Annotated in this window: 18 protein-coding genes; 11 read left to right on the plus strand and 7 right to left on the minus strand. The window is 61.3% G+C overall.

Annotated elements, in window-relative coordinates; genetic code table 11:
* Nucleotides 1–31: 31 nt before the first annotated feature.
* From ACQ4WR_RS19725 to ACQ4WR_RS19740, 4 genes are all read right to left on the minus strand, one after another.
* Entirely contained in the window at nucleotides 32–3,610 is a 3,579-nt protein-coding gene (locus tag ACQ4WR_RS19725; protein ID WP_436489392.1) for an ABC transporter permease/M1 family aminopeptidase, read from the minus strand.
* Between the two features lie 10 nt (nucleotides 3,611–3,620).
* The gene (locus ACQ4WR_RS19730) at nucleotides 3,621–4,514 is read right to left on the minus strand and encodes an ABC transporter ATP-binding protein (protein WP_102297334.1); all 894 of its coding nucleotides are present in this window, start codon (nucleotides 4,512–4,514) and stop codon (nucleotides 3,621–3,623) included.
* A gap of 281 nt (nucleotides 4,515–4,795) precedes the next feature.
* The gene (locus ACQ4WR_RS19735) at nucleotides 4,796–5,992 is read right to left on the minus strand and encodes an ABC transporter permease (protein WP_102297337.1); all 1,197 of its coding nucleotides are present in this window, start codon (nucleotides 5,990–5,992) and stop codon (nucleotides 4,796–4,798) included.
* Between the two features lie 3 nt (nucleotides 5,993–5,995).
* Nucleotides 5,996–6,775 (minus strand): ABC transporter ATP-binding protein, encoded by a 780-nt coding sequence (locus ACQ4WR_RS19740; RefSeq protein WP_102297346.1) that lies wholly within the window; start codon nucleotides 6,773–6,775, stop codon nucleotides 5,996–5,998.
* Between the two features lie 148 nt (nucleotides 6,776–6,923).
* Between ACQ4WR_RS19740 and ACQ4WR_RS19745 the strand changes: the two genes are divergently transcribed.
* Together ACQ4WR_RS19745 and coq7 are read left to right on the plus strand one after the other, a co-directional pair.
* The gene (locus tag ACQ4WR_RS19745; RefSeq protein ID WP_102297340.1) at nucleotides 6,924–7,355 is read left to right on the plus strand and encodes a hypothetical protein; all 432 of its coding nucleotides are present in this window, start codon (nucleotides 6,924–6,926) and stop codon (nucleotides 7,353–7,355) included.
* A gap of 72 nt (nucleotides 7,356–7,427) precedes the next feature.
* Nucleotides 7,428–8,087 carry a 2-polyprenyl-3-methyl-6-methoxy-1,4-benzoquinone monooxygenase gene (gene coq7 / locus ACQ4WR_RS19750; protein WP_436489395.1) on the plus strand — a complete coding sequence of 220 codons (660 nt, stop codon included), beginning with the start codon at nucleotides 7,428–7,430 and terminating at the stop codon, nucleotides 8,085–8,087.
* 102 nt (nucleotides 8,088–8,189) lie between these two features.
* Here coq7 and ACQ4WR_RS19755 read toward each other — a convergent pair whose 3' ends face one another.
* Complete coding sequence (locus tag ACQ4WR_RS19755) at nucleotides 8,190–8,612, minus strand: OsmC family protein (protein WP_092803779.1); 423 nt, start codon at nucleotides 8,610–8,612, stop codon at nucleotides 8,190–8,192.
* A gap of 225 nt (nucleotides 8,613–8,837) precedes the next feature.
* Between ACQ4WR_RS19755 and rplM the strand changes: the two genes are divergently transcribed.
* From rplM to erpA, 5 genes are all read left to right on the plus strand, one after another.
* On the plus strand, nucleotides 8,838–9,266 hold the full coding sequence (gene rplM, locus ACQ4WR_RS19760; protein WP_010393282.1) for a 50S ribosomal protein L13: 429 nt from the start codon (nucleotides 8,838–8,840) through the stop codon (nucleotides 9,264–9,266).
* A gap of 9 nt (nucleotides 9,267–9,275) precedes the next feature.
* Nucleotides 9,276–9,668 carry a 30S ribosomal protein S9 gene (gene rpsI / locus ACQ4WR_RS19765; RefSeq protein WP_010393285.1) on the plus strand — a complete coding sequence of 131 codons (393 nt, stop codon included), beginning with the start codon at nucleotides 9,276–9,278 and terminating at the stop codon, nucleotides 9,666–9,668.
* Nucleotides 9,669–9,837: 169 nt separating this feature from the next.
* Nucleotides 9,838–10,875: an N-acetyl-gamma-glutamyl-phosphate reductase gene (gene argC / locus ACQ4WR_RS19770; protein WP_436489398.1), complete on the plus strand. Its 1,038-nt coding sequence runs from the start codon at nucleotides 9,838–9,840 to the stop codon at nucleotides 10,873–10,875.
* Nucleotides 10,876–10,965: 90 nt separating this feature from the next.
* Nucleotides 10,966–11,355 (plus strand): bactofilin family protein, encoded by a 390-nt coding sequence (locus tag ACQ4WR_RS19775; RefSeq protein WP_102294360.1) that lies wholly within the window; start codon nucleotides 10,966–10,968, stop codon nucleotides 11,353–11,355.
* Nucleotides 11,356–11,453: 98 nt separating this feature from the next.
* Nucleotides 11,454–11,816, plus strand: a complete 363-nt coding sequence (erpA, locus tag ACQ4WR_RS19780; RefSeq protein ID WP_029496047.1) for an iron-sulfur cluster insertion protein ErpA — start codon at nucleotides 11,454–11,456, stop codon at nucleotides 11,814–11,816.
* Nucleotides 11,817–11,990: 174 nt separating this feature from the next.
* Here erpA and ACQ4WR_RS19785 read toward each other — a convergent pair whose 3' ends face one another.
* Nucleotides 11,991–13,085 (minus strand): anhydro-N-acetylmuramic acid kinase, encoded by a 1,095-nt coding sequence (locus ACQ4WR_RS19785; RefSeq protein WP_436489400.1) that lies wholly within the window; start codon nucleotides 13,083–13,085, stop codon nucleotides 11,991–11,993.
* 139 nt (nucleotides 13,086–13,224) lie between these two features.
* Entirely contained in the window at nucleotides 13,225–14,592 is a 1,368-nt protein-coding gene (locus ACQ4WR_RS19790; RefSeq protein ID WP_102294337.1) for a M23 family metallopeptidase, read from the minus strand.
* Between the two features lie 154 nt (nucleotides 14,593–14,746).
* On the opposite strand from ACQ4WR_RS19790, the gene tyrS reads away from it, so the two are divergent.
* From tyrS to ACQ4WR_RS19810, 4 genes are read left to right on the plus strand one after another with little or no spacing between them, the layout of a single operon-like run.
* Complete coding sequence (tyrS, locus tag ACQ4WR_RS19795; RefSeq protein ID WP_436489402.1) at nucleotides 14,747–16,012, plus strand: tyrosine--tRNA ligase; 1,266 nt, start codon at nucleotides 14,747–14,749, stop codon at nucleotides 16,010–16,012.
* Nucleotides 16,009–16,455, plus strand: coding sequence for a D-aminoacyl-tRNA deacylase (dtd, locus tag ACQ4WR_RS19800; protein ID WP_102294339.1), 447 nt, complete (start codon nucleotides 16,009–16,011; stop codon nucleotides 16,453–16,455). Before tyrS ends, dtd begins: the two co-directional genes overlap by 4 nt.
* Before the next feature lie 33 nt (nucleotides 16,456–16,488).
* On the plus strand, nucleotides 16,489–17,121 hold the full coding sequence (locus ACQ4WR_RS19805; protein WP_436489404.1) for a YbhB/YbcL family Raf kinase inhibitor-like protein: 633 nt from the start codon (nucleotides 16,489–16,491) through the stop codon (nucleotides 17,119–17,121).
* Between the two features lie 3 nt (nucleotides 17,122–17,124).
* Entirely contained in the window at nucleotides 17,125–17,769 is a 645-nt protein-coding gene (locus ACQ4WR_RS19810) for a histidine phosphatase family protein (RefSeq protein ID WP_102294341.1), read from the plus strand.
* Nucleotides 17,770–17,921: the final 152 nt, after the last annotated feature.

The raw sequence follows: 17,921 nt of genomic DNA on the forward strand, positions 1-17,921 counted from the left end.
ATGGCCGCCCGGACAAGGCGGCCATTGTGTTTTACGGCTCGATGATATCCACCGCCAGCATATTGTCGTCCGGCTTGCGGTCGATCAGCTTGTTGTCCGGATCGATACCCGCCCTGGCCGGCCGGCCATTGACGATCATGGTATGGCGTGCTTCACGTGCTGTCATGCGCAGGCGTTCGCGCAGCAGCGGATGGCCGTTGGCGTCGTCGACGCCGATCTCGATCCAGTCGTCCAGCGGCGCTTCGTGTTCCTCTCCCTGGGCATTGGCAATGAGCTTGCCTGCTTGCACTTTCATGCTGACGGCATATTTGCCATCGCTGCGTTTGGTGGCCGTGGCAGCCAGCGCGCGGTTATCGAACAGCACGATTTTCTCGAACAGGTCATCGATCAGATACGCCTGCGCGGGCGGCGTGACCTGGCGCAAGCCGTCGATCAGCGCCGTCACGCTGGCATAGGGCGGCCCTTTCTGCCCATAGGTCTTGAGCAGCTCGCGCAGCACGCCGTTGACCTTGTCTTCGCCGAGCATATCCTGCAGCAAGTACATGGCCAGGCTGCCCTTGCGGTAATGGATGTAGCCCTGGTTTTCATTGTCGGCCAGCGGCAATTCCTGGTTGCGCTCTTCGCTGCGGCCCAGCAGGTACTGATTCAGGTCATAGCGCAGGAAGCGGCGCATCTTGGCCGGCCCCACGGTTTTCTTCATCACCATCAGGGCCGAGTATTCGGCCAGGGTTTCGCTGAGCACTGTAGCGCCCCGCGTGTTGCCTCCTACCAATTGATGCGCCCACCACTGGTGCGCCACTTCATGCGCCGTGATGTAGAACGGGTAGTCGATATCCTTGGGATTCTTGTCGTCGACCTTGGCGATGAAACCCAGGCCTTCCGAGTAGGGAATGGTGTTCGGGAACGACTGCGCGTAGTTGGCGTAGCGGGGAAATTCGACGATGCGCAGGATCTTGTGCTGGTAGGGGCCGAAATTCTTCGTGTAGTACTCGAGCGCTTCCTTGCTGCCGCGCACGAAACGGTCGAGATTGTATTCATGGCCAGGCTGGTAAAACACGTCGATGGCCACATCCTGCCAGCGCTCGTGCCTGACGGCATAGCGGGCCGACTGGAACGCATAGAAATTCAGGATCGGCTGTTCCATCGTGTAATGGAAGTAATGGCGGCCGTTGGCGATCCAGTCATTGTCCAGCATGCCGGGCGCGATGGCCGTCTGGCCGTCGACGGTGCTGACGGTGGCGTCGAAGTTGATGCGGTCGGCGTCGTTGCTGACGTAATTGTCGGCGAGTCCCCGCGCATCGTCGCGTGGCAGTGCCTGTGCGCGCGGCGGCAAGCCATGTTTCTTGCGGTCGCGCGCATCCGTCAGCTCCAGCTGCGGCTGGTAGCCGATATGCGGCAGCACGGCATTCGTGAAGAAGGTGCCGTTGGCCACCACGGGCGTGTCCTGGCCCAGGCCGAAGATGCCGCGTGGCGCGTAGGAAATGTCAAAATCGAGGCCCAGGGTGGCGCCCGGCGCCAGCGGCGTGGCCAGGCGGTAGCTGTAAAAGCCCAGCTTGCCGTCATCGAGGCCCGGATGCACGCGCGTATCGAAACGCAGGCGCATGGTGGCGGTCGGGTCTTGCTGCACCAGGATCTGGCTGATGGGCACGCTGGTCTTGTTTTGCAGCACATAACGGCCCTTCACGGCCAGGGTACGCTGGGCCGGGTAGATGGCCACGTCGAGCTTGACGTCGGTGACTCTTGGCTGCGGCGTGGCGGCGAACTTGCGGTACTGGCGCTCGAAGCTGGCGCGGTCAGCATCGCGCGCGTAGTCGGACTTGTAATCGTTGGCCACGTGGAATGTGTAGAACAGCACGCCGCCGGCGCCGAGGAACACCAGCGCGCCGATGCCGAAGCTGGCCAGCACGCCTTGCGTCAGGCCATGGCGGGCCAGGCGCACGCGGATGCGCCAGCTGTCCTGCGCGCCACGGGGCCAGAACAGCAGCGACAGCACGCCCAGCATGATGGCCGCGCCGCTCCAGTACAGCAAATACCAGCGTTCGCGCAGCAGATAGTGGCCGGCGCCGTTCATGGCCGAATACACGAAATCCGGCGTGCTGGCGTACAGCAGCAGCGGGTCGCCCAGGCCCAGCGACGCCACGCTGACGCTGGCGATGTAGTACAGGATCATGGCGAAGTACGCCAGGTACTTGTGTTTGATCAGCACTTGCAGGAACAGCGCCAGCACGGCGATCAGCGCGTAATAGGGCAGGTGCGACAGGAACAGCGATTCCAGGTACAGGCCGGGATCGAGGCGGTAATAGCCCTTGAAGATCTGGATCGACATGCCGCACAGCATGATGACCAGGCTCAGCATTGCTTGCAGGCCGACCAGCGCGAACAGTTTCGACAGCAGGGGCAGCCAGTTGGGCACCGGCAAAGAATCGAGCATCAGGTGGATGCCCGTTTCCCGCTCGCGCCACACCAGTTCGCCCGCATAGAAGGTGGTGATCACCAGCATGAAGAGGGCGAACGAGGCATTCACCATCTCCAGCACTTTTTCCGTCACCGGATAGGTATTCGTGCCGTACATGGAACCCATGTCCAGCGCGCCCGCATACATGGTCAGCACGCCGGCCAGCACGATGACGACAAAATAGATGTTCTTGGTGGTTTCGCGCAGGTTGAGCCAGCTCAGCTTGAAGAGCAGGGCGCCCAGCTTGCGTTGCGCGAAGTCCGGCGTTTCCTGCGTGTCCAGCGAAGCGTTCGACAGGCGCAGCGGGGCTTCGCCGTCACTGCGGCGCTTGGTGGCGCCCGCATCCTGGGCGGCGTGGAAATGGAAGCGCCAGTAGCCCAGCAGCAAGGCCACCAGGGCGAAGCCGGACCAGATCGCACGGTTCAGCAGATACACGCCTTCCAGCGTCAGCAGGCGCGTGTTGCGCTCGGCATTCGGCCAGTATTCCGTCAGGCGTATCAGCGCCGTGGTGCCGAAAGGGTCGATCAGCGCGGCCAGCGTCTTGTAGTCGAGGTCGCGCGCCAGCGAGGGCGCCACCAGGTAGCCGATCAGCATTACCACCGAGCTGATGTACACGGGCAGCATGCGCCGCGTCAGGGCGGCGATGACGAAGAAGATGGCGCCGAAGATGAACAGGTTCGGCAGCAGGGTAAACACATACGGCAGCAAATAGGCCAGCGCCCGTTGCGGCCCCAGCCGCTCCGGATCGATGCCGGGCAGCCAGGTGCCCAGCCAGGCGCCGATGACGATGCTGGAAAACACCACGGCCAGCACCAGGTAGGCGCCAAGGAAGCGGCCAAAGACGTACTGGTATTTTTTGATCGGCGCGCTGAAGAAGAAGTGCTGCATGCCGTATTCGAAATCCTGCTGCACCGAGCGGCCCATCATGGCGGCCACCACCACGGCGCCGAAGCAGCCCAGCAGGCTGCAGGTAAATGCCAGCGAGCGGGGTGCGTTGATCAGGAATTTGCCGCCGAAACTGATGCTCGCTTCCTTGAAGACGCCGCCGGCGGCGGCCATCCACAGCATGGCCAGCGCCAGGAACATGGCGAAATATACCCAGGTCGACAGCAGCTTGAGCCGCTGCCGCGCTTCAAAGCGGGCGATGGCAAACATGGCGATCCCCTCAGTCGCACTGCGGGGCGACGCGGTGGCGCCCGGCAATGGTGGCGAAGTACAGGTCTTCCAGGTCGCCGATGGCTTCCTCGAAGCCGTCGCCCGGGTCGTCGTCGCTGTAGACGTGGATCAGGGTGCGGCCCGACAGCAATCGCGTGGAAATGACGGCGTGGCGCTGCTGGAAGCTGGCCAGCTCTTTCTTGTCGACAAAACGCGCCCAGATCTTGTAGCTGACTTCATCGATCAGTTCCTGGGTCTTGCCGCACAGCAGCAAGTGGCCCTTGTTGATGATGGCCATGTTGGCGCACAGGTCGGCCACGTCGGAGACGATATGCGTCGACAGGATCACTGTCTTGTCTTCGCCGATGTCGGACAGCAGATTGTGGAAGCGTACGCGCTCCTGCGGGTCGAGGCCGGCCGTCGGTTCGTCGACGATGATCAGTTTCGGGTCGCCCAGCAAGGCCTGGGCAATGCCGAAGCGCTGGCGCATGCCGCCGGAAAAGCCGCCCAGGCGCTGGTGGCGCACGTCGAACAGATTGGTTTGCTGCAGCAGGCCTTCGACCACTTCGCGCCGGCGCGCGCGCTGCGACAGGCCCTTGAGCATGGCGAAGTGGTCGAGCAGCTCGTAGGCCGTCACTTTCGGGTACAGGCCGAAGTCCTGCGGCAGGTAGCCCAGCATGCGGCGTACCTCGTCCTTGTCGTCGAGCACGTCATAGTCGCCAAAGAAGACGGAGCCGGAATCGCATTCCTGCAAGGTCGCCAGGGTGCGCATCAGGGTCGACTTGCCGGCGCCATTCGGCCCCAGCAGGCCGAACATGCCTGGCGGGATCGTCAGTGAAACGTTGTCCAGCGCCACCACGCCATTCGCGTAGGTCTTCGACAATTTGCGGATCTGCAATTCCATACAACTCCTTGCTCATGCTGTTGCCGCCCCATGTTGCGGAGCTTATCTATGCTGGCATTGTATTGAATTTAAGACGTACTGGGCAGTTGCATGCGATACACGGCATTTTCGCGTGCCCAGAGTGCAGATGGGCGGGGTGGGTGGCACCCCGCCTTACACGTCCGACACTTGGCAAAACCGTAGCGAGCGGCAGCGAGTTGTGGCTGGGAAGCGCAGCTGTGCTTTGGCACAGTGCGCATCGCAGGCCGCAAGGCGCGACGCGCGGCAGGTTTTGACAGCGTCTAGTTGCGGAAGAGTACCGATTCGCGGTTGAACCACCAGCGGCACAGCATCAGCAGGGCGCCGGCGATGATGGTGGTCGAGGCCAGGATCACACCAAACATGCGGTAATCCATGGTGCCTTTCACCAGCTCCTTCATGGCCAGCGAGACGTTGGTCAGCGGCACCATGGCCCAGATCCAGTTCAGTTCGACGCCGGGCAGCATGGCCGTCACCGTGGGCAGGATGACAAACAGCATCAGCGGCGTGATCATGCCGGCCGCTTCCTTGTAGCTCTTCGCGTAGATCGAGATCGACAGCAGCAGCGAGGCGAAGATGGCGGCCGTCGGCACCAGCATCAGGGTCACCATGGCCAGGTCGGGCAAGCCGATGCTCTTCACCAGGATCGCCATGTGGCCTTCCAGCGAGCTGCCGAAGATGGCCAGCAGGGCGCCCATGCTGCCGACCATCAGCACGGCCGACGTCATGCCTACCGTAAACAGCACGAGGAACTTGGCCAGCACGATGGCGCTGCGCGGCACGGGCGCCAGCAGCAGGGTTTCCAGGGTGCCGCGTTCCTTTTCGCCGGCACCCAGGTCGATGGCCGGGTACATGGCCGCCGTCAGGCAGACCATCAGCAGCAGATACGGCAGCATGCCGCCGATGATGGCGCCCATCTGCTCGCGCTCGTTGGCCGTCGACTGCTTGTCGAGCACGATGGGATTCAGGGCAAAGGCCAGCTGGGCCGGACTCAGGTTCAGGGTCGACAAGGCGCCTTCGCGCAGGCCGGCATTGTAGGCCTCGACGATCTCGCGCACCCGCTGGTGCGTCACGTCCACCGAGCTGGCGCTGTTGTAGTGCAGGGTCACCTTGGCCTGTTCCTGCTGCTTGAGCGTGTCTTCAAAATGCGGCGGGATGACCACGGCGAACTTGATGGTGTCGTCGCCGATGGCGCGGCGGATCTCCGCCTCGCTGGCCAGCGGCACTTCGCGCAAATTGTGCTGCTGCGCAAAACGCGCGCTCAGGCCCGGCGAATGGTCCTTGCCGAACAGGGCGTAGCGCATTTCCGCCGTCTTGGCGTTCTTGAACATATTGCTGGAAACATAAGCGAAGCCGCCGAAGATCAGCGGCATGGCAAAGATCGGGATCAAAATGGTGAAGATCAGGGTCTTGCGGTCGCGCGTGAGCTCCAGCAGTTCTTTCAGATAAATGGTCCACATGGCTCAGGCTCCCTGGTTGATGACGCTGACAAAGGCGTCGTACAGATCGGCACTGCCGCCCAGATGGCGCAGTTCGTCGACCGTGCCGTTGAAGGCGGTGGTGCCGCGATTGATGATGCAGACGCGGTCGCACAGCTTTTCCACCTCGTGCAGGTGGTGCGTGGAAAAGATCAGCGGCACGCGCAGGGCCTTGTAGCTGGCGATGAAGTCGAGCAGGATCTTGGCCGACATCACGTCCAGGCCCGTGGTCGGTTCGTCGAGGATCACCACTTGCGGCTCGTGCACGACGGTGCGGGCGATCGCACACTTCTGTTTCATGCCCGTCGACAATTGATCGGCGCGCTTGCCGCCATATTCCTCCATCTGCAGCAGGGAGAACAGTTCGTCGCAACGGCGTTTCAGCTTGTCGGCCGGCATGCCATGCAGGCGGCCGAAATATTCGACGTTTTCGCGCGCCGTCAGGCGGCCGTACAGGCCCGTCGAGCCGGACAGGAAACCGATGCTCTGGCGCGCCACCAGCGGTTGCTTCAGCACATCGACGCCATTGACGAGGGCGCTGCCCGCGTCCGCCTGCAAGGCCGTCGACAGCAGGCGCAAGGTGGTGGTCTTGCCGGCGCCATTTGGCCCCAGCAGCCCCAGCACTTCGCCGGGAGCGCAGCTGAAACTGACGTCGCGCACGGCATGGAACCAGCCGTCATGTTCGCGTGGATCGCTGATGTGCATGGCCTTGCCCTTGTGGGGCGGCATGCGGAAACGTTTTGCCAGGTGCTTGACCTCAATCATGTGTTTCATCCATTCGACAGTGAGGAGCTAGAGTAGCATGCAAAAAATGTAACTTGCAAGGTGGAAATATCGTTTGGTCTATTGAAAAAAACAGCACTTTCATGCAAGCTGGCCCGGTGGGCGCCGGCGGACGGCGCGGGAGAGCGCAATGCAAACGATCGATCAGGCAATGCAGGACAAGGTACTGGCCGTGGCGCGTGCCGGCATGACCAGTGCCGAAGCCATCGGTTTCTTCCGCGTCAGCCTGGGCCTGTATTACCTGGCGGGCCTGATGACGGAAGAAACGCTGGATTTCAAGCTGATCGACGCGCAGTACAACCGCTTCATTTACCACTCGCTCGGTGGCGGGCACAGCATTGCCAGCGTGCTGCAATTCATGAGCGGCGAGAAAGTCTTGCGCGTGCTGCAATCGGAGCGCTTTCTTGCCGCCTTCGCCCAGCACTGCCCGGATATCCCCGTCGACAGTATCTCCTTCCTGATTTCACTGAACCTGGGCGTGGCAAAAAGCCTGTCCGGCCTCGATGCCGTCGGTCCCGTGGTGGACTGGATCGAGCAGGAAAAAGCGCGCACAGGTCAATAAAGCCCCGTTCGCCCTGCGCGCGGCGTGGGGACTGCCAGCCACTATCGTCCTATAATTCATGTTTTCCCATACATGAGCCCAGCCACGATGACCGCCCACCGCTACTTTGACCCCCTGGACCGTTTGATTGTTGGTGCCGACAAGGCCTTGCGCGTGATGGCAGGCGTGGCTTCCGCCTCGCGCCCGTCGCCGGCCGCGCACGCGCCCGATGCGGCACTGAGCGCGGCGGAACAGCGCCACAGCGCCGGCCTGATGCGCGTCAACCATGTCGGTGAAGTGTGCGCGCAAGCGCTGTACAACTCGCAGGCGCGCTATGCGCATAGCGCCGCCATCCGTGAACAGTTCGACGAAGCGGGACGCGAAGAGGAAGATCACCTGGCCTGGACGGCGCAGCGCCTGACGGAGCTGGGCTCGCGCCTGAGCCTGCTCAATCCCCTGTGGTATGCCGGTTCGTTTGCGCTGGGCACCATCGCCGCGCGCATGGGCGACGGCCGCAGCCTGGGTTTTGTGGTGGAAACGGAACGCCAGGTGGAAGCGCACCTGGCCAGCCACCTGGAAGAATTGCCGCCGCAGGACGCGAAATCGCGCGCCATCGTCAAGCAGATGGCCATCGACGAAGTGGAGCACGGCGCCGCCGCCCAGCGACTGGGCGCCATCGACACCCCGGCACCCGTGAAGGCGCTGATGGGCATCATGGGTAAATTGATGACAAAAACCGCTTACTACATTTGACAGGTCGGGTAGGTCGGATTAGGCCGCAGGCCGTAATCCGACAACATTGTTGGCGCTACCGGTGTCGTCGGATTACGCGGGGCCTTGCCCCGCCAATCCGGCCTACTCCTCGATGATCTCGAAGGAATGCGTGATTTCCGCCGTCTTGGCCAGCATGATGGATGCCGAGCAATATTTGTCATGCGACAAGGCCACCGCCCGCTCCACGGCCGTCGGTTTCAGGGCCTTGCCGCGTACGCTGAAGTGGAAGTGGATCTTGGTAAATACTTTCGGGTCCGTCTCGGCGCGGTCGGCCTTCAGGGTGACTTCGCAGCCACTGACGGCTTCGCGTCCGCGTTTCAGGATCAGTACCACGTCATAGGCGGTGCAGCCGCCCGTGCCCAGCAGGACCATTTCCATGGGGCGTGGCGCCAGGTTGTGGCCGCCGCCATCGGGCGCGCCATCCATGGTCACCAGATGGCCGGAACCCGTTTCTGCCCGAAAACTCATGCCCGACGGGCCATTCCAGCTGACTTTGCATTCCATCGTACTCTCCGAAAATTGTAAGCGTTTTGTATTGTAATAGAGGAATGCCTGTCCATGTGCCGCCCGCCGGGCCGCAGCCTGCCTGCATTGCGGCTTGACGCGGCAAGGCAAAGCCGCTTATACTTGTCGGCTTTCCGTTCGCTCAGGAAAAGTAAATAAGGCAGAGTCCGCATAGCAGCATCGGCGGAACCACCATTTGAGCGTGTAATCTATTAGGAAGTCAACATGAAAACATTTTCCGCTAAAGGACATGAAGTCCAGCGCGATTGGTTCGTGGTTGACGCGACGGACAAAGTCCTCGGACGTGTTGCCAGCGAAGTGGCACTCCGACTGCGCGGCAAACACAAACCAGAATTTACTCCTCACGTCGATACCGGCGACTTCATCGTCGTCATCAACGCAGGCAAACTGCGTGTGACCGGTACCAAAGCTACTGAGAAAATTTACTACCGTCACTCTGGCTATCCAGGCGGCATCTACGAAACTAACTTCCAGAAAATGCAACAGCGTTTTCCAGGTCGCGCGCTTGAGAAAGCGGTCAAAGGCATGCTGCCTAAAGGCCCACTCGGCTACGCAATGATCAAGAAGCTGAAAGTGTACGCGGAAGGTTCCCATCCGCACGCTGCTCAGCAACCTAAAGCACTTGTTCTCTAAGGAACTGACATGATCGGTAATTACAATTATGGAACCGGCCGTCGCAAAAGTGCAGTGGCTCGGGTTTTTATCAAAGTTGGCACAGGCTTGATCGTTGTTAACGGCAAACCAGCAAACGAATACTTTTCGCGCGAAACGGGTCTGATGGTCATCCGTCAACCACTGGAACTGACCGGCAATGTCGAGCGTTTCGACATCAAAGTCAACGTCCATGGCGGCGGTGAGTCGGGCCAGGCTGGTGCAGTTCGTCACGGCATCACCCGCGCTCTGATCGACTACGATGCAGCGTTGAAACCGGAACTGGCGAAAGCCGGCTTCGTGACCCGCGATGCACGTGAAGTCGAGCGTAAAAAAGTTGGTCTGCGCAAAGCACGTCGCGCAAAGCAATTCTCGAAGCGTTAATTTCTACGCTACAGCACCTTCCGGGGTGCTGGTCGAAAAGCCGCTGGACTTCGGTCCCGCGGCTTTTTTGCATTTCAGCGGGATGCGCCGTTGCGCTGTAAAATACGCGAAAAACCCCATGGGGAACGTTTCCCCTCATCTTCAAGCAACACCTCTACAAGGAAAGAACATGATCAAAGTTGGCATCGTCGGCGGCACTGGATACACGGGCGTGGAATTGCTGCGTTTGCTGGCAACCCATCCGGATGTCGAGTTGACGGCGATTACCTCGCGCAAGGAAGATGGCTTGCCCGTTGCTGACATGTATCCTTCCCTGCGCGGCCACGTGAACCTGGCGTTCACTTCGCCCGACAAGGCCAACCTGGAGCAGTGCGACGTGGTATTTTTCGCCACGCCACACGGCGTTGCCATGGCACAAGCCCCGGCCCTGCTGGCCGCCGGCGTGAAAGTCATCGACCTGGCCGCCGACTTCCGCCTGAAAGACCAGGCCAAGTTCGAGCAGTGGTACAAGATTCCCCACACGGCGCCGGAACTGATCGCGCAAGCCGTGTATGGTTTGCCGGAGCTGAACCGTGAAGATATCAAGCAAGCCACGCTGATCGCCAATCCAGGCTGCTACCCGACCACCATGCAGCTGGGCTTTTACCCGCTGCTCAAGGCTGGCCTGGTCAATGCCGGAGGTCTCATTGCCGACTGCAAGTCGGGTGTGTCCGGCGCCGGCCGCAAGGCGGAAATCGGCATCCTGTTCTCGGAAAGCAGCGACAGCTTCAAGGCCTATGGCGTGGCCGGCCACCGCCACCTGCCGGAAACGACGGCGCAGCTGCAGCGCTTCACGGACGAGAAAGTGGCGCTGACCTTCACGCCGCACTTGGTGCCGATGATCCGCGGCATGCATTCGACCCTGTACGCGCAGCTGAACAAGGAAGTCAGCAATGAAGAATTGCAATCCTTGTTCGAAGCGCAATACAAGGACGAGCCTTTCGTCGACGTGATGCCATTCGGCTCGCACCCGGAAACCCGTTCCACGCGCGGCTCGAACATGCTGCGCCTGGCGCTGCACCGTCCTGAAGGCGGCAACACCGTCATCGTGCTGGTGGTGCAGGATAACCTGGTCAAAGGTGCTTCCGGCCAGGCCGTGCAGTGCATGAACTTGATGTTTGGCTTGAAAGAAACTGCCGGTTTGCAACATATCGCCGTGATGCCTTAAGCACAGGCGCCGCTGCTTGTGCAGGTCCGGCGCCTTTTTGCCGGACCTGTGATAAATTGGACTGCCACGTACCCCGATAGGATGACGTTCATGTTCGAGCGCAACGCGAAAAACCCCATCGACACCCTGATCGGCGCCTCGACGCGGATCGAGGGCGACTTGCTGTTTTGCGGCGGCCTGCGCATCGATGGCCATGTGCGCGGCAATGTCACAGGCGAGCCGGGCGACACCACCTATGTGGTGCTGGGCGAGGCGGGGCGCATCGATGGCGAAGTGCGCTGTTCCTGCCTGGTGGTCAGCGGCGAGATCAACGGCCCCGTGTATGTGTCCGAAATGCTTGAAATCCAGCCCAAGGCCCGCATTGTAGGTGAGGTGTATTACAAGGTGCTGGAAATGCACAGCGGCGCATTGGTGCAGGGCAAGCTGAGCCGCCACGACAGCGCCGACCCCGTGCTGCACCTTGCCGTGTCGGAAATGTGAGCAGGAACAACACCGGCCAGCCGCATCAGCGGCGGTCGCAGCGCGACTTGCGCCAACAGTCTATAATGACTTAATGTTTTCTAGTAGGAGTGCCTGATATGAATGCCGTCGCTGAAATGCAAGATGTGATCCCTTCCCCTATTATCTTTACCGATAGCGCCGCTGAAAAAGTCGCGCAGCTGATCGAAGAAGAAGGCAATCCCGACCTGAAATTGCGCGTTTTCGTGCAGGGCGGCGGCTGCTCCGGTTTCCAGTATGGCTTCACCTTCGACGAAATCGTCAACGAAGATGACACCACCATGGTCAAGAATGGCGTCCAGCTGCTGATCGATTCCATGAGCTACCAGTACCTGGTCGGCGCGGAAATCGACTACAAGGATGACCTGGAAGGCGCGCAGTTCGTGATCAAGAATCCAACGGCGACTTCCACCTGCGGTTGCGGTTCGTCTTTCTCGGTATAAGCACACCTGGGAAAACGCCCATGGCGGCGTTGCCTTGCCTCGTCGTACTATTCGTACTGTCTTTGGCAATGCGCCTTGGCCTGAACGTTTTTCAGGCGCGGCGGTTTGCAGGCGTCGCATAAAAAATAGCGGATCGATGATCCGCTATTTGTGTTTCTGAAGCAACCTTCTGTGTCAGCGCGGGTACAGCGCCCCCAGCACGCGTAATCCCTGCGCGCCCGTCACGGCCGGCAAGTTGCCCGGCTTGCGCTGCGTAAAGCGCCAGGCCAGCCAGGCGAACGCCAGCGCCTCGACCTGGCTGGGCGCCACGCCCAGGTCTGCCGTGGAGGCCACCGCCATGCCCGGCAATTCAGCGGCCAGGGCCGCCATCAGGCTGGCGTTCTGCGCGCCGCCGCCACATACATACACATGTTCCGCCTGCGCGCCGTCGCGCGCGATGGCCTGCGCCAGGCTGGCGGCCGTCAGCTGCGTCAGGGTCGCCTGCACGTCGGCCGGCAGGGCGGATGGATAATTTCCCAGCTTGGCGTTCAGCCAGTCGGCATGGAACAGGTCGCGTCCCGTGCTTTTTGGCGCCGGCAGGGCGAAATAGGGTTCGTTCAGCAAATCGGCCAGCAGGGCGGGAATCACCTGGCCCGTCGCCGCCCAGGCGCCGTTGGCGTCGTAGGGCTGGCCAAGGTGCCGCAGGACCCAGCCATCCATCAGCGCATTGCCGGGGCCCGTGTCGTAGCCCGCCACGCCGCCGTCCGCGTGCAGCACGCTGATATTGCTGATGCCGCCGATATTGGCCAGCACGCGCGTGTGGCCCGGCACATTGAAGATGGCCTGGTGGAAGGCGGGCACCAGCGGCGCGCCCTGGCCGCCGGCCGCCACGTCGCGGCTGCGCAAGTCGGCGATGACGTCGATGCCTGTCAGTTCAGCCAGCAGGGCCGGGTTGTTCAACTGGCGCGTAAAGCCCAGTTCGGGGCGGTGGCGGATGGTCTGGCCGTGCGCGCCGATGGCGGCGATGGCGTCCGCGCCGATGTCGGCATTGTTGAGCAGCATGGCCACGCAATGCGCGTAGTGGCGTACCAGCGCGTTGGCGGCCAGCGCCTCGCGTTCGATTTCATTCGGGCCCGCGCTTTGCAATGCCATCAGGTCGGCGCGCAGGCTGGCGGGAAACGGAATGTACGCGTCGCCCAGGCTGCGCACGCTGCCATCGTCGGCAAAGTCGACCAGTGCGCCGTCAACGCCATCGAGGCTGGTGCCCGACATCAAACCGATATACAGCATGGGAATTCCTTGGTGTTGGCAGTGTGAGGCGCTTATTGTGCCGCATTTTCTGCGCGCCGCAAACGCACGCCGCATAAAACAAAGGCACCGGCCATCTGCATGGGCGGTGCCTTTGTTGCTTGCCCGAAGGCAGTGTTGCTTAGCGCGAAGCCAGTGCCGTGTCGTTCGGACGCAGCAGGGTGAAGCGGTGCATCATGTCGTTGGAGACGAGGCGGAAGCGGCTCAGTTCAGCGGCCGTCAGCGGGGCTTGCGCCGTCACGTTCAGGGTGCGCGGATCTTTCGCCACGCCGCCGACGCGGAATTCATAGTGCAAGTGGGCGCCCGTGGACCAGCCGGTGGTGCCGACATAGCCGATCACATCGCCCTGGCTCACTTTTTGACCTTTTTTCAGGCCGGAAGCAAAGCGGCTCATGTGTGCATAGGCGGTGCTGTAGTTGGACCAGTGTTTCAGGACAACAACATTACCGTAGCCATTTTGCATGCCGACCGAATCGACCACGCCATCGCCCGACGCGCGGATAGGCGTGCCCGTTGCTGCGGCGAAATCGATGCCTTTGTGCGCTTTCCAGTTGCCGGAAATCGGGTGCACGCGCATGGAGAAGCCGGACGAGATGCGGGAGAATTCGAGAGGGGATTTGAGGAAGGCTTTTTTGAGGGACTTGCCGTCGAAGCTGTAGTAACCGCCGCCTTGCTTGGTGGCCGGGTCTTCAAACCAAACGGACTGGTAGGTCGTGCCGCGGTTGGTGAATTCACCGGCCAGGATGCGGCCCGCTCGGACGAATTCGCCATCTTGCCAGAACGTTTCGTAGACCACATTGAAGGAGTCGCCGCGTTTCAGGTCGGAACGGAAGTCGATATTGGTGGAGAACATTTCCACGATTTGCGCGGAAATCGAGTCTGGCAGGCGGGTGCCGTCCAGGCTGGAATCGGTGGCGGCGAACAGGGTGGAAGTGATCTTGCGCGCGTGCATTTCAACGCGGCGTTCCAGCTGGGCTGCCACTTCCGTGGCCACGAACTTGTCGCCCTTGCGGGTGATCAGGATGTTCTTGACCGATTTGTCGGTGCCGTCGACCAGGGTGGCGCGCATCCAGTTGAGTTCGCCGGTTTCGGAGGTCTGCGCCTGTACGCGCTTGCCCGATTTCAGCAGCATCACGCCGCGCGCGATCTTGTCGGATTTGATGAAATTGGCGGCCGCCGCATCATCCACGCCGAGACGGGTCAGCAGCGTGGCGAGGGTATCGCCGGCGCGGACTTTTTCTTCGTGGGTGAAATTCTGGTCTACCTGTTCCATCGCGGAGATTTGCGAGGCGATGTCCGGCATTTCCAGGTTCTGGGCGATCGAGGTGACCGGCAGATCGGAGGCATCAGGCGCCATGGGCGACACCGCGACGGCGCCAAAGGCGGCCACGGTGAGCAACACTGCCGACACGCTGATAATGCGTGCCTTGCGCGTCGTCGTCAGCTGTGTGTACAAGCGTGAGCCTGTGATTTTATGTATAGGGTTCATGCAATCAGTTAAAATTTGCCCTTGAACGTGACCTGAGCTAGCGCTCTTTGTTATTGTTATTTTGATTCGTTTTCATACGGCAAGATTGATGGGATCGAGCATTATAACAAACTCCGCAAACCTACTACCATTTTGAGATCTACAGTCAAATTTTATGGAAATCAACACCACCGCATCGCCTACAAAGGCTAACGCAGCTCAGACCGCGCTTCCGCTGTCGGACAGAGTACAAGAAGCCCTCGCGATTACCAAGCGTGGCGTCGACGAACTCTTGATCGAAAGCGAATTTGCGCAAAAATTAGCACGCTCCGAGAAAACCGGTATTCCCCTGCGCATCAAACTGGGCCTGGATCCGACCGCACCTGACTTGCACCTGGGTCATACTGTCGTCCTGAACAAGATGCGCCAGCTGCAAAACCTCGGCCATCAAGTCATTTTCCTCATCGGCGACTTCACTTCCATGATCGGCGACCCTTCGGGCCGCAATGTCACGCGCCCGCCGCTGACCAAGGAACAGATCGAGATTAACGCGATGACGTATTTCGCGCAAGCATCTTTGGTGCTGGACGCCAGCAAGACGGAAATCCGCTATAACTCCGAATGGTGCGATCCGCTGGGCGCGCGCGGCATCATCCAGCTCGCTTCCCATTACACGGTGGCGCGCATGATCGAGCGCGACGACTTCACCAAGCGCTTCCAGGGCGGCATTCCTATTTCCGTGCATGAATTCCTGTACCCGCTGATGCAGGGCTATGACTCGGTGGCCCTGAAATCGGACCTGGAACTGGGCGGCACGGACCAGAAGTTCAACCTGCTGGTGGGCCGCGAACTGCAAAAGCAGTACGGACAGGAGCAGCAGTGTATTTTGACCATGCCGCTGCTGGAAGGTTTGGACGGCGTGGAAAAAATGTCCAAGTCGAAGAACAACTACATCGGCATCACTGAGCCGGGCAACACCATGTTCGCCAAGCTGATGAGCATTTCCGACGTCATGATGTGGCGTTACTACGAGTTGCTGTCGTGGCGCTCGATCGACGAGCTGGCGCAGCTGAAGCGCGAAGTCGAGGAAGGCCGCAATCCGCGCGATGCCAAGGTTGCGCTGGCGCAAGAGATCGTTGCCCGCTTCCACTCGCAGCAGGCGGCCGAAGATGCATTGGCCGACTTCGTCAACCGCTCGAAAGGCGGCATTCCCGACGATATCCCGGAAGTGACCCTGGCCGGCGCGCCGCTGGGCATCCCGCAATTGCTCAAGCAGGCGGGCCTGTGCCCATCCACCTCGGAAGCCATGCGCAAGATCGACCAGGGCGGCGTGCGCATCGACGGCACCGTCATCAGCGACAAGGGCTTGCAAGTGGCGGCCGGCCAGTTCGTCCTGCAAGTTGGCAAGCGCAGCTTCGCGCGCGTCACCTTGACGGCATGATCGCGCTGCTGCAGCGCGTCACGCAGGCCAAAGTCGATGTCGATGGCGCCACCATTGGCGCCATCGGCGCGGGCCTGATGGTGCTGGTGTGCGCGGAGCGGGGCGATACGCAGAAGGAAGCGGACGCCCTGCTGACCAAGCTGCTTGGCTACCGCGTGTTTGCCGACGAGGCGGGCAAGATGAACCGCAGCGTGGCGGACGTGGCCGGCGGCCTGCTGCTGGTGCCGCAGTTCACCTTGGCGGCCGACACCAAGTCCGGCACCCGCCCGTCGTTCACCCCGGCGGCCGCGCCGCAGGACGGTTTGCGCCTGTTCACGCATTTCGTGGAACAGGCGCGCAGCCGCCATGCGGGCGTGGAAACGGGGCAGTTTGGCGCCGACATGCAAGTGTCCTTGACCAACGATGGCCCGGTCACGTTCTGGCTGCAAGTGAATGCCAAATAAGCGCAAAGCCATAACTATAAAGAGGAGCAAGCGATGAAATTGTGGAGCGAGACGTTTCGTGATGGCGGCCTGATGCCGGCCGAGTATGCCTTTGCCGAGATCGATCCGGCCAGCCGCGTGCGCCTCGCGGGCAACCGCAATCCCCATCTGGCCTGGGACGAGGTGCCCAACGGCACCGAGTCGCTGGCCCTGTTCTGCATCGACCCCGATGCGCCGCAAGACGCCAGCCTGGCCAACCGCGATGATCAGGCCCTGCCGCTGACGGCGCTGCGCAGCGACTTTTATCACTGGAGCTTGCTCGATTTGCCGCCGGCCATGCGGGTTATTGCCGCCGGTGAATTTTCCAGTGGCATCACGCCGCGTGGCAAGGCTGCCGGTCCTGGGCTGCGCCAGGGCATTAACGACTACACGGCCTGGTTTGCCGGCGATGCCGCCATGGCTGGCGACTATTACGGCTATGATGGCCCGTGCCCGCCGTGGAATGACGAACGCATCCACCATTACCTGTTTCGCCTGTATGCGCTCGACGTGGCGCAGTTGGCCTTGCCCGAGCGTTTTACGGGGCAGCAGGCGCATGCCGCGCTCTACGGCCACATCCTCGACGAAGCCCAGCTCGTCGTTGCCTATTCGCTGAACCCCGAGCTGGCACTTACCCTGAAAAAATAAAGCATGAGCACCACGATTTTACTGATACGCCATGGCGAGACGGCCTGGAATGCGGGCCGCCGCCTGCAGGGCCATATCGACATCGCCCTGAACGCAGCGGGCCTGGCGCAAGCTTGCGCGCTGGGGCAGGCGCTGGCCGGTGAGCCGCTGGCCGCCATCATTGCCAGCGATCTGCAGCGCGCGCGGCAGACGGCGCAAGCCGTTGCCGACGTGAAGCACTTGCCCGTGCAGACGGACCCCTTGCTGCGCGAGCGCTGCTATGGTGCCTTTGAAGGCTTGCTGTATGCCGATATCGCCGAGCGCTATCCGCATGAATATGCGCAGTGGCAATCGCGCCAGATCGATGCCGTGATGCCCTCGGGCGAACGGCAAGCCGAGAGCTTCCGACAGTTTTATGCGCGCGCGAATGGCGCCATCGCCCGCTGGGCCGAACGGTATGACGGCCAGACCATCGCCATCGTGGCGCATGGCGGCGTGCTCGAATGCGCTTACCGCGAAGCGGTCGGCATGACGCTCGACAGTCCGCGCGACTTCCAGGTGAAAAATGCCAGCGTCAACCGTTTCTCGTATGCGGACGGCAAGCTGCATTTGGTGCACTGGGGCAATATCGAACACCTGAGCGCGCCCGCAATGGACGAGCTGGGCTAAGCGCCGGGTCAAGAGCCGGGCGAGCCGCCGGCGCTGTCCGCCGGCGCCCTGTTTTGCTGTACTGCACAAGCGCGGCGCCCGCCCAGGCGCACTGAAGCAAAAAAATAGTGCTTATTAATTAGGCAGGGAATCGGTTAAAATAGCAGGTTCCT

It is taken from the genome of Janthinobacterium amylolyticum, from assembly GCF_051380655.1.
Lineage (GTDB): Bacteria > Pseudomonadota > Gammaproteobacteria > Burkholderiales > Burkholderiaceae_D > Janthinobacterium.